This is a genomic window from Pseudoalteromonas sp. N1230-9 (assembly GCF_032716425.1).
Lineage (GTDB): Bacteria > Pseudomonadota > Gammaproteobacteria > Enterobacterales > Alteromonadaceae > Pseudoalteromonas.
The window spans coordinates 3,589,233-3,602,798 of sequence record NZ_CP090419.1; the positions used below are offsets into that span (position 1 = coordinate 3,589,233).

A 13,566-nucleotide genomic window follows, 5' to 3' on the forward strand; every position below is an offset into this window, starting at 1 on the left:
TCACCAATCAAAACACTAATTACGTGTTTTGATTGGTGGCTCTTTTATCTTAATTATCAATAACGGCTTGTTAAGAAAGGATAAGCTAAGCTAGAGTTAAATAAGCACTTACGTATTATATTTTGGGCTAAATTCTATCAATGAATGTTAAAACACTATTGGCTGCATCTAAAAACAGCTGCTATCAAGCGGTTGGTCTATTAATGGTAGCGCTTGGTATCATAGGTATTGCTTTGCCTGTCATGCCAACAACAATTTTCTTTATTTTAGCCTTAGCTTGCTTTACACGTTCTTCGCCCAAACTCTCTGCTTGGCTCCTAAATCACCCTCGATACGGAGAGTCACTTAGACACTGGCAAGAGCATAAAATTGTACCAACCCGTGCTAAGTTTTTAGCTGCTTTTGGTATGGCATTAGGTTATATATTTTTATTACAAAGCGCTGCGCCTGTTTGGATTATGTATTTAGTTGCCGTGATTGAAGTAGGCGTATTGGGTTATTTAATAAACCGCCCGTCAGCTACAAATAACCCTCCATTTATCCGAGTAAACATGTCTTCACAAGTGCGCTTGACGCTACTTACTTGCTTTCTTTGCACACAAGTCGCCATCATGTTTTACCTCGCTATTCACTTCTAAAACACAAATGTAAAGAACGTAAACTCACTTGTTATCATTAATGCAAATCATTATCATATTTGTATCTTTAACGAATTGCCTGTTTTATGTTTTCTATTAATAAGCGCACGTTTTATAGCGTTAGCCGTGCTTTGCATATATACCTTTCAACTGCATTGTTTTTTTTGCTAATTCTTTTCTGTGTTAGCGGTATCATCCTTAACCATGTTGACTGGCTAGAAAACGACAAGCAAAACGGACAAAACCAACTTCTAGTTTCTGCAGAATTATTCGAAAAAGCACAAGCAAACCTCGACACGTTACCAAGCCTCTATCCCGAGATTGAAGGTTACATGCAGCAGCAGTTTTCACTCAGCAATGTAAAAAGCATTGAATGGGAAAAAGAAGATGCCTTGGTAATGCTCGACTACCCGCTTCCAGCAGGCTTTGCCTATGCCGAAATCGATTTTCAAACCGGTGAACTTAATATTGATTATCAAACCGGTGGCTTTATGAGTCTGATTGGTGACTTACACAAAGGCCGCCATACCGGCGAAGCATGGAGCTGGGTCATTGATATTTCAGCTGTTTTGATGATTCTGTTTGCCATCACCGGATTAATTATTCTCTTTCAAAACCGTAAAAAACGTGCCGCAGGTCTTTGGTTAACCCTCCTCGGAGTTGCCACGCCTTTGGTCATTTATCTAGTTTGGGTGCCTCAACTTAAAGGAGTATCTTAATGAAACAAGCCCACTTACTCGTTGCTCTACTAATTAGCTGTTTATTCAGTCCTCTGAGCTTTGCAAAAGACGCCAACCTCACTGTTGAGTTCACTTTACCTGAACTAGATGTTTCCCCATATCATCGCCCTTATGTGGCGCTATGGCTAGAAACACCTGAGCGTAAACACGTTACTACGATTGCACTTTGGGTTGAGAAAGCAGAGTGGTTTAAAGACTTACGTCAGTGGTGGCGAAAAGCTGGTCGTAGCAACGACAACGTTGATGGTGTTACAGGTGCAACAAAACGCCCTGGTACTTACACCATTGAGTGGCAAGGTAAAGATTTAAAGGGCAATCCAGTTAAACCTGGCAGCTACCTACTTAATGTTGAGGTTGTACGTGAAGAAGGTGGTCGAGATTACACCCGCGTTGAAATCGACTTAACGAAAGACGGCAAAGTCACTATTAAAGGCGAAAAAGAGTTCGCGACTAGCTTTGTTACCATTACCAGTCATTAAGGACAAACAATGAAATTAAAATTATTAAAAACAGCGCTGATCGGCGCTGTGACCTTCACCGCACTTGCATCTGGCTATGCACAAGCACATGCTCGTTGGTTAATGCCATCTCACACTTCTTTATCAGGTGAGAAAACTCACTATGTGATGATCGATGCCAGTATTTCAAATGAGTTATTTAGCCCAGATAAAGCATACCGCCCGAAAGAAAAAGGCGCTGAGTATGACGACAACCTATTAATTGCTCTTGCTCCAGATGGTAAGCCGGTTGAAGAAACGATTCGCGCATACTACTTAAAACGCAAAAATTCTGCGGCAGTAAGTTTAACGCAAGACGGTACTTACCATATTGCTATGCAGCAAAAACCAATGCTGATGACTTTCTATAAAGATAAAGACGGCAATCGCGGTCGTGTGTTCGCAGGTAAAAAAGAAGCAGATCTACCAGCAGGTGCAACTGAGGTACGTACTGTAAAATCAATCGCAACTGTTGATACCTTCGTTAGCCGTAATGGAACTTCTAAGCCAACATTACTTGGTCAAGGCCTAGAAATTTCAGGCCCTACTCACCCGAACGACCTATTTGCTGGTGAAGAAGCTAAGTTCCAATTATTAATGGATGGCAAACCAGCCGCTGACGTTGAGCTTGCTATTGTTCGTGGTAGTGCACGCTACCGTAATGAACGCGACGAAGTGAAAGTAACAACCGATAAAAAAGGCTTCTTTACGGTGACTTTCGCGCACGCTGATATGTACCTGATTGAAGCCTCTGTTGATCAAAAACCAACAGAAGCCGATATCGATAACGTACGCTACTCATTATTCACAACGCTTGAAGTAGCGCCTGAATAATAAGCTGATTAGGCCTCAATAAAGGCCTAATTCGACTTTCGAGGAAGGCTGTAGTCAACCGTATGATCGCAACTGCCGTCTTTCTCGCAATCATTAATCCCATCACCATCGACATCCCAGCTTGGGTGCATGCCTTTTAATGTACTTTTTACGACGCTAATATCGGCAGTAAATTCACTTTGCTCATCACGGCGTGCGGCATTGCGCATCAAAAACACCCGAATCATATAATCGCCATTATCAGGAATTGTAAGCTCAGCATGATCACCTTTTGCAGGGCCAACAAACAAAGCGGTTGGGTTGCCTTGTGGTAAAATATTAAAGTAGTTGCTTGAATTTGATGGATCAAAATCAACCTTTAAAGTAGTGCCTTTATTAAGGTTAATTTGATATTCCAGCATCTCATAACCTTTAATTGTGTCTTTAACTTGCCAGCTTTGCTGCACCGCAATATCTGAAGCTAGCAACTCATAAAGACGACTATTTGGTAAATTTTGTTCGGCAAACACCAAGCTACTCGTAACCACCGAAAAACAAAACCCTATTAATAACAACAACTTCATATTCAACCTCCCTTTAAATTCTTTTTTAAAGAATGATAAATGCTAATTTTACAATTTTTAATTCTTTTAAAGTGAACTTATAGTTACTCCATCGCAGACACACTGCTTAACTAAAAAGGATACCTACTATGAAACTTTTTACTTTAATCTCAGCTCAACCACAATTACAAAATATTAGCACTTTATTGGCACGTATTGGTTTATCAGCGATCTTTTTACTAACCGGCTTTAGCAAAATAGAATTCTTTGATGCAACGGCTCAGTACATGGCATCAGTAGGTTTACCAGAGTTCTTACTGCCGTTTGTGATTGCCTTTGAAATTGTTGGCGGATTATTTATTTTACTAGGCTTTTTAACACAACTAACCGCTGTCGCTTTTGCTGGTTTCAGCCTAGTGAGTGCTTTGTTATTCCACTTTCAACTTGATGATCAAATGCAGTTTTTAATGTTCTACAAAAACATTGCAATGGCAGGCGGCTTTTTAGCATTAGCCAGTGTTGGTGCAGGCAAAATCAGTCTAGATCAACTAGTGTTAAAACGTAGTCAGGCATAACATTTATCCCAGCAAATAACCTAGGTTGTTGGCTGAATTTGTTTTTAAGGGGCGCAAATATGGCAACGTTATTAACAGCAACCAGCCACGATATTGGTGGGCTCGATGTAAAACGCATCTTGCCGCATTTTGACAAAAAAATGGTTGGCCCATTTATCTTTTTTGACCACATGGGGCCAAATCACTTTCCTCGCGGTGAAGGCATAAATGTGAGGCCTCACCCTCATATTGGCTTATCAACGCTCACTTATTTATTTACTGGCAGTATTTACCATCGCGATTCGCTAGGTAATAGCCTGCAAATAGAACCCGGCGATGTTAACTGGATGACCGCAGGTCGCGGTATAGTTCACTCAGAAAGAGAAAGCCTTGAAGTGCGGGCGAGCGAGCACGACATTAATGGTCTGCAATGCTGGGTTGCTCTACCTGAGAGCATGACTGAAATAGCACCACGTTTTGAACATATCAAAAAACAGCAACTGCCTGAGAGAATCGAAAAAGGCGTGCTGATGCGACTCATCGTGGGGGATGCCTATGGCTTAAGCTCCCCTGTGAAAAACTACTCACCAATGTTTTATGTAGATACAGTAGCCGAGCAAGGTAGCCATATAACTAAACCGCATCCTCATCATGAAACCGCCGTGTATGTTATTTATGGTGAAATTAGTGTGGGTGATACTCGCTATACCCAAGGTAACTTTGTGCTACTTGATGACAGCGAACACGAAATAACGACATTGGTCCACAGCCGCTTTATTTTACTTGGTGGCAGTAAATTTAATAAAGTTCCGTATTTACACTGGAATTTTGTCGCTTACAGCAAAGAGCGCATCGAGCAAGCAAAACAAGATTGGCAAGCACAGCGCTTTGCAAGCATTCCTGGTGATGAGCTTGAGTATATTGAGTTGCCCACTGCTAAAAAGTAAACTTTTTCAGCATTTACAGGTACTATTAGGCAGTTAAGTAAGCAAAGGAACATCATGCTAAGAATTACGCTAGAACAGTGGCGCATGTTTCGTGCTGTTGTTGAATTTGGAGGCTTTAACCAGGCCTCACAAGGCATTCATAAAAGCCAATCGAGTATTCATAATGCGGTTGGTAAAATTGAATCTGCACTCAATGTAAAATTATTCAGCATTCAAGGCCGCAAAACCGTGCTCACTGAAGCCGGCGAAATGATGCTACGCCGCGCCAATTACTTACTCGATGAAGCCGCTAAGGTTGAGGCCATTGGGCAAACCTTGGGTGAAGGTATCGAAAGTAAATTGCGCATTGCTGTTGATGCTATTTTCCCACAACAATTGCTTTATAAAGTACTTAACGACACGTCATCGCAATACCCGCAACTGCGTATTGAGTTGCATGAGTCTGTACTAATGGGGGGCAATGAATTGCTCGCAAACGATCAGGTTGATATTGCTATTACCGGCTTTCCAATTGCGGCAAACTTTCATGAAGAATTATGTGATATCGAGTTTATTGCCGTCGCCCATCCAGATCACCCTTTGCATGCGATAGAGCGTGAAATCACCCTCGAAGATTTAAAATCACATCGCCAAATTGTGGTTCGCGATTCAGCGAATAAGCACAAACAAGATGGTGGCTGGTTAGGTGCCGATCAGCGCTGGACCGTCACTCATATGCGCACGTCGATTGATATGATCAGTAATGGACTGGGCTTTGCGTGGTTACCAAAAGTCGCGATAGAAAAACAACTTGCGACTGGGCAAATGAAAGCTCTTAATTTAACCCATAACAGCAGTCGCAGCGCTAAATTACATTTGCTCTTTAAAGACGGTGATAAACTGGGCCCGGCAGCACGCGCATTTCTTGGCGAGTTGCGTTATCAAGTAATGGAAAACCTATAGCTTCAAAGGCGTTTCAGCAATGCCTTTAACGCCCGGCTCGAGAATAAACACGCCACCACTGTGCGGGTAATCAGCGAGTACCGAGTTTTCGAGCCCTACTGCCGCAGTTGTCACCGCAAGGTGCGTAAGCTCTTCACCAACAAATGCGACACTGGTAACACGTGGTGCAGGCAAGCGAATAAACTGCACTTGCTCACCGCTTGGCGCAAAACGATACACGCCATAACCATTCCATGCAGCAACCCAAAGATGATCTTCGCTATCAACGGTCATGCCATCAGGAAAACCCATATTGTCAGTAAAGCGAATAAATTCTTGTTTATCAGCAAGCTCGCCTTGTTCACTCAGAGTAAAGCGGTAGATTGTTTGTTTATCTGAATCTGTAGAATATAGAAACTGACCATTTTTACTTACCGCAGGGCCATTACTAATGGTGTAGTCATGATCAACGGCTATCGGAGCTTGACCATGGCCAAAACGATATAGCTTGCCACTATTGGTTTGCTCTTGAGAGTCCATTGAGCCAAAAAAGCCAAACCCTTGGCGAGACGTTTTACCATCGTTTAAGCGGTTTTGTGAAGGTTCGTGGTCAATTGCATAAAGGAGTTCGCGGCTAAAGTCTTTGCTATTTAGCGTATAAACGCCTTTGGCAAAGCCTGCAACTAACTCTGCTTGCTCGGTTTCCATCACCCAACAAATAGGTTCTGGCATGGCAAACTGGCTAACGCGCATCGATTGGCAGTCTAAACGAAACAAACGCTGCCCTAAAATATCGACCCAAAATAAACAGTTATGCGCCTTTGCAAAATAGGCACCTTCGCCTAATTGGCATTGGCTAGAAATGATTATTTTAATGGTGTCATCGAGCATTGGCTTCATTACACAAAAAGCTGAACTATTCTCATTCTATCTGTGTATGAAAATAAGTGCTAGACCAGATAAACCAGCCACCAGCAAGATGATGCCGCGAATGGCCTTTTCATTGAGGTTATTATTAATCACAAAAGATAGACCCCAACCAGTTAAAATTGCAGGTAAACATAAGAAAAACAGCTTCACATCGCTGATATCAGCAGAGCCTGTAAGCATTAATACAATAATGCCAAACAGGTTTATGAATACGAAAAAGGCACTCAGATTCGCTTTAATTTTGTCTTTATCTTCAGCTTGATAAAGTAACCCCATCGGCGCGCCACCAGCGGAAGTCGTGGTCCCTAAAAAGCCCGATGACATTGACGCAAGCAAGCTAGTGATTGTGGAGATTTTCGGTTTCATACCTATAACAGATAAAGCTACCACGACCAAAATACTCACCCCGAGCAAGAGTTGATACTGCTTGGCATTGACATACCACATCACCACAGCGGCGAAGATAACCCCCACTGCACCACCGATTATGGATATGCCCGTTTGTTTCATGTCTATTGCACCACGGTGTTTTATCATTAACACCGACGTTAAAAACAGCGCATTCAAAATCATAGGACCTGGTACCAGTTCTGGCATTAGCCAGTAAAGGACAGGCACACATAACATACCTAACCCAAAGCCAATAACACTTTGTAGGCAAGCGCCAATAATCAAAATTAAATAAACAAGAACAAAGTCGGTCAAACTTTCTTACCACCTTCCTAAGTATGAGCTCTGCTGATTCTATAACCCATATTTTATTATTATAGTACCATTTGAATTACATAAAAAATTTTATCGCAAGTTAGCTATTTTGCAATCGCTTTGAAAGATTAAGTCCAACCTGCATCTACTATCAGTGATTGTGCTGTCATCATGCAGCTGTCATCAGCGGCTAAAAACAACGCGGCATTGACAACATGGTCTGGTTGAATTGTTTCATTAATACATTGACTTAAACGAACATCTTCAATCATTTCTGGGGTTAGCCAATGAGTGATTTGACGCTCTGTCATCACCCAACCTGGTACCAATGAATTTACACGAATATTATCTTTACCATATGAAGCAGCTAATGAACGGGTTAAACCTTCAATCCCTGCTTTTGCTGTTGTGTAGGCAGGCATGCCAGTTTGCTTAATACGCCAGCTTACCGACCCCATATTGATAATGCTACCACCACCTAAACGCTGCATGTGTTCAACCACTGCTTGTGATGAAAAGAAACACGGGCGTAAGTTAACTGCAAACTTGTCTTCCCAATATTTCACATCCATATTTTCCGCGGCATGACGGGTGTCATCGGCGGCGTTATTAATTAACACACCAATGTCACCCTGTTGCTGGCGAGTTTGCTCAATGGCCGCTTTTAAGGCTTCGACATCACGTATGTCACAATGAATAAATTGTGGATCAAACTCATATTTACCAGCTAATTTTGCGCATAAAGCATCACTTTGCTCGGTTGCAATATCAACAAAGGTGACTTTCGCGCCCTGCTCACAGAACCGCGTTACCATTACTTCACCAATTCCCGATGCACCGCCAGTAATAAACACACTCTTACCAGCGAGGCTTGGGTAAACTGTTTTTAGCTCGTTTGAATTTGGCATGATAACCTTTTGTTTTAAAGTAATTACAACGTCAAGAAGCGATACTTATTGAGCCGCTTCTTTATCAGCGATTTCTTTTTCAATAAACGCCATTGCTTCATCAATCATGTACGTCATCATGTTTTTAGCACGCTCAGGGTCACCGCTTGCAATTGCGTTATACACTTTAAAGTGTTCTTCAGCGATAGCCTTCTTATTGCCTTTAGCGGGTGTAGTATGTTGAATACTCACATGTAATGCGGTGCGAATAAAGTCACGTAATTGATAGAAAAAACGGTTACCACTGGCGTGTAAAATTGCCGTGTGGAAGGCAAGGTCTGGCTCATGCATTACGCCTTCAGGCTCTTCTGCTGCCGCTTGCATTTTATCGAGTGCAATTTTAATTTCTGCGATGGCTGCTTGATCGCCTTTTCTTGCAGCAAGTGCCGCTGCTTGTGGTTCAATCGCCAAGCGAACCTGCAAAAACTCTTTTAATACATATAATGATGGGCTGCTCTCAAGCAACCATTTCAATACGCTTGTGTCGTATAAGTTCCAGTTCTCCGCTGACTCCACACGAATACCTTGTCGTGGACGAGAAGAAATCAGTCCTTTTGCAGCGAGCATTTTCACTGCTTCACGAACAGCTGTGCGACTAATACCATACACTTCACATAATTGTGCTTCGGTTGGTAGCCCCGTTTCAGTATTGTAATCACCAACAATGATTGCTTTACCAAGCTCATTGGTAACTTGTTGTGATAGGTTTAAATTCTCTAAACGCGCCATAAGTGTTCCTCAAAAGATCTGGGTATATGATACATTTATATACTGCTTCCGTCATCCTGCAAATTATTCTTTATAATCAATAACAAAGATAAAAACACCCAGAATAATTGAACAAAAACCGAGCGTTTAAGTCACTATTTTCTGTACTGGCTGTCACCTTATTTTAACAAATCTCTTTAACTCAACCCATTTATAATATAATATTTTTATTTGACAAATATAAAACAATATTCACTTTTCATAATTAGGTGGAACACACAATGGTCGAACTGAGTACCTTAGACTGGACAGTGCTGGCAGGATTTTTTGTCCTGTTACTAGGCGTTGTCGTGATGTCTATGCGACAAAAAGAAGAAGACACCGCTGATTACTTTTTAGCGGGCCGTAATGCAAGTTGGTTAGTAATTGGTGCCTCTATTTTCGCATCAAACATTGGCTCGGAACATTTAGTGGGCCTTTCAGGTTCAGGTGCACAATCGGGTATGGCACTGGCTCACTGGGAGATGCAATCGTGGATCATTCTACTACTCGGTTGGATTTTCGTGCCTTTCTATTGGAGTAGTAAAGTCTACACCATGCCAGAGTTCCTAGAGCGCCGCTTTAACTCTAAATCACGTACTTTCTTATCTGTAATCTCATTGATTAGTTATGTATTAACTAAGGTAGCGGTGACGGTTTATGCCGGCGGTATTGCATTTAAAACAATCTTAGGTATCGAGAGCATTTGGGGTATAGACTTCTTCTGGATCTCAGCTATTGGCCTTGTGGTGATCACCGGTATTTATACGGTGCTTGGTGGTATGAAAGCCATTATGTGGACTTCAGTGCTGCAAACTCCAGTGCTCATTATTGGCTCCTTAGTCATATTAGTGGTTGGTCTAGATAAAGTTGGAGGCTGGGCAGAAGTTGAGCGTATCAACGATGCTAATATGCACCTTATACGTAGTGCTTCAGATGCTGAATTCCCATGGCCAGGCATTGTATTTGGTTCATTCATTATTGGTTTTTGGTATTGGTGTACAGACCAATACATCGTACAACGTGTTTTATCTGCAAAAGGCATTAAAGAAGCCCGTCGCGGTACCATGTTCGCAGGTTACTTAAAGCTACTTCCTGTATTTATCTTCTTAGTACCAGGCATGATTGCATACGCATTGAATGTTAAGGGTATTATTAGCTATGAAAGTGCTGATCAAGCCTTCCCTACTCTCGTTGCTGAGCTATTACCGGCCGGCGTTAAAGGAATTGTAATTGGTGGTTTAGTCGCGGCGCTTATGAGCTCGTTAGCATCATTATTTAACTCATCAGCGACCTTATTTACCATTGATTTTTATAAGAAATTCAAACCTGAATCATCTGAGAAGCACCTTCTTAAAGTAGGCCGTATTGCCACTATCGTAATTGTTATATTAGGCCTATTGTGGATACCCGTCATGAGCTTAATTGCCGATGTGCTGTATGAATATCTACAAAGTGTGCAGTCGCTTATTGCACCAGGTATTGCAGCAGTATTCTTACTCGGTTTATGTAGTAAACGCATCACTCCAACAGCGGGTTTTGTGGGCTTAGTGTCGGGTTTTGTACTTGGTATGATCCGCTTAGTGTTACTGCCATTTAAAGATGATTTAACAGGTTCATCATTTGCGTGGATCACCACAATGAACTGGTTATATTACTGTATTCTGCTATTTGTCGTGGTCGTTGCGATTATGATTGTGGTGAGTATTTTCACCAAGCAAGCAGACGAAGAACAATTGAAAGGTCTGACTTTCTCAAGCCTAGATAAAGCAACCATGAAAGAAGTGGCTGCTGGCTTAGATAAGTGGGATTACATTCATACCGCAGGTATTATTGGTATTACTGCCTTTATTTACTACCGCTTCTGGTAATCGTTCATTCCCAAAGTTGTAGGGCGCCAATTGGCGCCTTTTTTTAATCAGCGAGTTCTAGTGAAAACACTGGAAAGCCGTTTTTATCCCACGTAATAATGCGTGCTCGCGCATGGCGATTAGGATCTGTAAGCGGTGTGCCTTTCAGCTCTTTATAATCACGACTGTGATAAATCATTAAATCAGTTACACCATCTTCAGCTTTTACAAAACTGTTGTGCCCAGGGCCAAAACGTCCTAGCTCAGCATGGGTGGTAAACACCGGCTCAGCTTTCTTATGCCAACTAGCAGGGTCAAGTAAATCAGCATTCACATCTGCCCATAGCAAACCCATCGCATACCGATGATCGGTGGCACTGGCTGAATAAGTGACAAATATTTTATCGCCATGGGTGATGACTGCTGCACCTTCGTTTACCTTGTAGCCTTGCACTTCCCAATCAAGGGTTGGCTCTGTAATCGCGATAATGGGCTCTTTAATTGATGTTGGTGAGTCCATTTCAGCTAACCATAAAGCTGAGTTATAAGTTGCAGGCTGGTTCTGCTGCGCCCAAATCATGTAACGCTTACCCTTGTGCGTAAAACTTGTGGCATCAAGCGAAAAGCTATCAAGGTGGCTGGTGACTTGCCCCATTTCTTGCCACTCACCTTGCATCGGGTTAGCACTGTCGTTTTTAAGTGCATACATGCGAATACTGAATGGCTTTTCGATATCACCTGCGGCAAAGTAGATATACCAACTGCCATCAATCTGATGTAGCTCTGGAGCCCAAATATTGACACTCATTGGGCCTTTATCACGCTTTTGCCAAATAACCTTTGGCTCAGCTAATTTTAAATCGTTTAAACGACAAGCTTGGCGCAGCTCAATTTCATCAAATTTCGGCGAACTACCAATAAACGTGTAACAGCCACTTTTATCATCACGAACTAACCAAGGATCAGCACGTTTGAGTACTATGGGGTTGTCAATTGGCGCTAAAGCCTTGCTACTATTAGCATCAGCAAGGGCTGACAATGGTGAGGCGCTTAACGCACTAAGAAGCGTTAGCCGAGATAATTTTTTGAGCATAATGTGTCCTGTAATTCGTCTCGATTTTATTGTTAATATTGTATTACATATTATATAGTAGCTGAATGAACACAAGAGTTAAAACAACAAAAGGTATTCAAGCATGAGACCCGTAAGTAACGTGACACAAGTAATGAAGTGGCTTTCAACAGGGCTACTTTTTTCTGCCGCAGCCGTATCTGCAAAGCAAGTTGAAGTACACGATCCGGTAATGACCAAAGAAGGCGACACGTACTATGTCTTTAGCACAGGCCCGGGCATTACCTATTATGAGTCGAAAGATTTAACCAACTGGAAACTCACAGGCCGCGTTTTTAAAGATGAGCCAAGTTGGGCAAAGCGTATTTCACCAAGTTTTGATGGCCACTTATGGGCACCCGATGTGTACGAGAAAAATGGTAAGTTTTACCTTTATTACTCAGTCTCTGCATTTGGCAAAAACACCTCAGCAATTGGTGTAACGGTTAACGAAACCCTTGACCCATCATCACCTGATTACAAGTGGATTGATTACGGCATTGTGGTTGAATCAGTGCCTGAGCGCGACGATTGGAACGCTATCGACCCTGCAATTATCGAAGATGACAATGGTACACCGTGGATGAGCTTTGGTTCGTTCTGGGGTGGTCTTAAACTAGTACAACTTGATGATGACATGGTGCGCTTAGCAAAACCTGAAAAATGGCATCACATTGCGAGTCGCCCAAACACGGAACATGGCCCAATTGAAGCACCTTATATCTTTAAAAAGAATGGCTATTACTACCTGTTTGTTTCGTTTGATAAATGCTGCCGTGGCGTAGAGAGTACTTACAATGTACGCGTAGGCCGCAGTAAAAACATCGAAGGCCCATATTTAGATCAACAAGGTCGCTCTATGGTTGATGGCGGTGGCAGTTTAGTTATTGAAGGTAACAAAGATTGGGCAGCCCTTGGCCATAGTGCTGCATACACCTTTGATGGTAAAGACTATTTAGTATTACACGCCTACGAAACAGCCGATAACGGCGTGCAAAAGCTACGTATTTTACCTATGAGTTGGAAAAACGATTGGCCGGTTGTTAACCCCACCGACCTAAATAAGCTCAAAACCAAGCTTAAGAAATAATTATTCAAACCAAAAAAACCTGCATAATTGCAGGTTTTTTATTTACTTAAGTGATCTATTTTGAGATAGCAAGTTGGTATTATTAACTAAAATCAACCAAGGTAATATCAACAAGCATAGGGCTTTGGGAGCCTTGTTGATGCTTTTCTTCAATAAATACGCTGTACATATCGCGTGCCAGATGCGCAGGGATTAAAACTTCAAAGCGACTGCCTTTATTCATTAATTGCAGTGCTTCTTGCAAGCCCACTATCGCCTCTGCAATTTCGTACTCTACAGCAGCACCTTGCTTGCGAGTATCAAACAACACACGTCCATTTTTAAGGGTAAGGCGTTGATGCACAGTCACTGTGGCATCCCAACTTGGTTTATCCCCCTGACCTTGCTCAATTATTCGATAACCAAGTCCTGTGGGTGTTTGGTAAAAACTGTGTTGCTCGGCGCTGTTATCTAAAAGCGACGGTAAAACATGCTCTTTAGCCGTCGCAAACGCATTGTTGCTTAACATAGCCA

15 protein-coding genes and 1 pseudogene are annotated in these 13,566 nt (G+C 42.1%); 9 read left to right on the forward strand and 7 right to left on the reverse strand.

The window, feature by feature from the left end; all coding sequences use genetic code 11:
* Positions 1-140: 140 nt before the first annotated feature.
* From LY624_RS16835 to LY624_RS16850, 4 genes and pseudogenes are all read left to right on the forward strand, one after another.
* Positions 141-521: pseudogene (locus tag LY624_RS16835) on the forward strand (YbaN family protein); the annotation flags it as partial.
* A gap of 203 nt (positions 522-724) precedes the next feature.
* Positions 725-1,357, forward strand: a complete 633-nt coding sequence (locus LY624_RS16840; protein ID WP_341803540.1) for a PepSY-associated TM helix domain-containing protein — start codon at positions 725-727, stop codon at positions 1,355-1,357.
* Positions 1,357-1,857, forward strand: a complete 501-nt coding sequence (locus LY624_RS16845) for a DUF2271 domain-containing protein (RefSeq protein ID WP_341803541.1) — start codon at positions 1,357-1,359, stop codon at positions 1,855-1,857. The genes LY624_RS16840 and LY624_RS16845 overlap by 1 nt, the downstream gene beginning before the upstream one ends.
* Before the next feature lie 9 nt (positions 1,858-1,866).
* Positions 1,867-2,709, forward strand: coding sequence for a DUF4198 domain-containing protein (locus LY624_RS16850; RefSeq protein WP_063700888.1), 843 nt, complete (start codon positions 1,867-1,869; stop codon positions 2,707-2,709).
* Between the two features lie 26 nt (positions 2,710-2,735).
* Here the strand turns inward: LY624_RS16850 and LY624_RS16855 are convergent, their stop codons facing one another.
* Positions 2,736-3,272, reverse strand: a complete 537-nt coding sequence (locus tag LY624_RS16855) for a hypothetical protein (RefSeq protein ID WP_341803542.1) — start codon at positions 3,270-3,272, stop codon at positions 2,736-2,738.
* 128 nt (positions 3,273-3,400) lie between these two features.
* Between LY624_RS16855 and LY624_RS16860 the strand changes: the two genes are divergently transcribed.
* Genes LY624_RS16860 through LY624_RS16870 form a run of 3 tightly spaced genes read left to right on the forward strand, consistent with a single transcriptional unit; the run spans position 3,401 to position 5,694 of the window.
* Complete coding sequence (locus tag LY624_RS16860; protein ID WP_341803543.1) at positions 3,401-3,826, forward strand: DoxX family protein; 426 nt, start codon at positions 3,401-3,403, stop codon at positions 3,824-3,826.
* 59 nt (positions 3,827-3,885) lie between these two features.
* Complete coding sequence (locus tag LY624_RS16865) at positions 3,886-4,752, forward strand: pirin family protein (RefSeq protein ID WP_341803544.1); 867 nt, start codon at positions 3,886-3,888, stop codon at positions 4,750-4,752.
* Positions 4,753-4,806: 54 nt separating this feature from the next.
* Positions 4,807-5,694, forward strand: coding sequence for a LysR family transcriptional regulator (locus tag LY624_RS16870; protein ID WP_341803545.1), 888 nt, complete (start codon positions 4,807-4,809; stop codon positions 5,692-5,694).
* Here the strand turns inward: LY624_RS16870 and LY624_RS16875 are convergent.
* From LY624_RS16875 to LY624_RS16890, 4 genes are all read right to left on the reverse strand, one after another.
* Positions 5,689-6,573, reverse strand: a complete 885-nt coding sequence (locus LY624_RS16875) for an SMP-30/gluconolactonase/LRE family protein (protein WP_341803546.1) — start codon at positions 6,571-6,573, stop codon at positions 5,689-5,691. The two genes, LY624_RS16870 and LY624_RS16875, sit on opposite strands and share 6 nt — an antisense overlap.
* Positions 6,574-6,600: 27 nt before the next feature.
* Positions 6,601-7,308, reverse strand: coding sequence for a sulfite exporter TauE/SafE family protein (locus tag LY624_RS16880; RefSeq protein WP_130150908.1), 708 nt, complete (start codon positions 7,306-7,308; stop codon positions 6,601-6,603).
* A 128-nt stretch (positions 7,309-7,436) separates the two neighbouring features.
* Positions 7,437-8,216 (reverse strand): SDR family NAD(P)-dependent oxidoreductase, encoded by a 780-nt coding sequence (locus LY624_RS16885; RefSeq protein ID WP_105173867.1) that lies wholly within the window; start codon positions 8,214-8,216, stop codon positions 7,437-7,439.
* 45 nt (positions 8,217-8,261) lie between these two features.
* Complete coding sequence (locus LY624_RS16890; RefSeq protein WP_130150906.1) at positions 8,262-8,984, reverse strand: FadR/GntR family transcriptional regulator; 723 nt, start codon at positions 8,982-8,984, stop codon at positions 8,262-8,264.
* A gap of 260 nt (positions 8,985-9,244) precedes the next feature.
* Here LY624_RS16890 and LY624_RS16895 point away from each other — a divergent pair, with 260 nt between their 5' ends.
* Positions 9,245-10,873 (forward strand): sodium:solute symporter, encoded by a 1,629-nt coding sequence (locus LY624_RS16895; RefSeq protein ID WP_237120223.1) that lies wholly within the window; start codon positions 9,245-9,247, stop codon positions 10,871-10,873.
* A 43-nt stretch (positions 10,874-10,916) separates the two neighbouring features.
* On the opposite strand, the gene LY624_RS16900 is transcribed toward LY624_RS16895, so the two are convergent.
* Complete coding sequence (locus LY624_RS16900; protein ID WP_341803547.1) at positions 10,917-11,945, reverse strand: glycoside hydrolase family 43 protein; 1,029 nt, start codon at positions 11,943-11,945, stop codon at positions 10,917-10,919.
* A gap of 133 nt (positions 11,946-12,078) precedes the next feature.
* Between LY624_RS16900 and LY624_RS16905 the strand changes: the two genes are divergently transcribed.
* Complete coding sequence (locus tag LY624_RS16905; protein ID WP_445936745.1) at positions 12,079-13,053, forward strand: arabinan endo-1,5-alpha-L-arabinosidase; 975 nt, start codon at positions 12,079-12,081, stop codon at positions 13,051-13,053.
* An 82-nt stretch (positions 13,054-13,135) separates the two neighbouring features.
* Here LY624_RS16905 and LY624_RS16910 read toward each other — a convergent pair whose 3' ends face one another.
* Positions 13,136-13,561, reverse strand: a complete 426-nt coding sequence (locus tag LY624_RS16910) for an FKBP-type peptidyl-prolyl cis-trans isomerase (protein ID WP_341803549.1) — start codon at positions 13,559-13,561, stop codon at positions 13,136-13,138.
* Positions 13,562-13,566: the final 5 nt, after the last annotated feature.

Bases quoted from the DNA above. Each gene is read 5' to 3' on its own strand.
- LY624_RS16890 (WP_130150906.1), bottom strand. From the start codon at position 8,984: ATGGCGCGTTTAGAGAATTTAAACCTATCACAACAAGTTACCAATGAG.
- LY624_RS16845 (WP_341803541.1), top strand. From the start codon at position 1,357: ATGAAACAAGCCCACTTACTCGTTGCTCTACTAATTAGCTGTTTATTC.
- LY624_RS16875 (WP_341803546.1), bottom strand. From the start codon at position 6,573: ATGAAGCCAATGCTCGATGACACCATTAAAATAATCATTTCTAGCCAA.
- LY624_RS16910 (WP_341803549.1), bottom strand. From the start codon at position 13,561: ATGTTAAGCAACAATGCGTTTGCGACGGCTAAAGAGCATGTTTTACCG.
- LY624_RS16850 (WP_063700888.1), top strand. From the start codon at position 1,867: ATGAAATTAAAATTATTAAAAACAGCGCTGATCGGCGCTGTGACCTTC.
- LY624_RS16895 (WP_237120223.1), top strand. From the start codon at position 9,245: ATGGTCGAACTGAGTACCTTAGACTGGACAGTGCTGGCAGGATTTTTT.
- LY624_RS16865 (WP_341803544.1), top strand. From the start codon at position 3,886: ATGGCAACGTTATTAACAGCAACCAGCCACGATATTGGTGGGCTCGAT.
- LY624_RS16900 (WP_341803547.1), bottom strand. From the start codon at position 11,945: ATGCTCAAAAAATTATCTCGGCTAACGCTTCTTAGTGCGTTAAGCGCC.
- LY624_RS16860 (WP_341803543.1), top strand. From the start codon at position 3,401: ATGAAACTTTTTACTTTAATCTCAGCTCAACCACAATTACAAAATATT.
- LY624_RS16905 (WP_445936745.1), top strand. From the start codon at position 12,079: ATGAAGTGGCTTTCAACAGGGCTACTTTTTTCTGCCGCAGCCGTATCT.
- LY624_RS16855 (WP_341803542.1), bottom strand. From the start codon at position 3,272: ATGAAGTTGTTGTTATTAATAGGGTTTTGTTTTTCGGTGGTTACGAGT.
- LY624_RS16870 (WP_341803545.1), top strand. From the start codon at position 4,807: ATGCTAAGAATTACGCTAGAACAGTGGCGCATGTTTCGTGCTGTTGTT.
- LY624_RS16840 (WP_341803540.1), top strand. From the start codon at position 725: ATGTTTTCTATTAATAAGCGCACGTTTTATAGCGTTAGCCGTGCTTTG.
- LY624_RS16885 (WP_105173867.1), bottom strand. From the start codon at position 8,216: ATGCCAAATTCAAACGAGCTAAAAACAGTTTACCCAAGCCTCGCTGGT.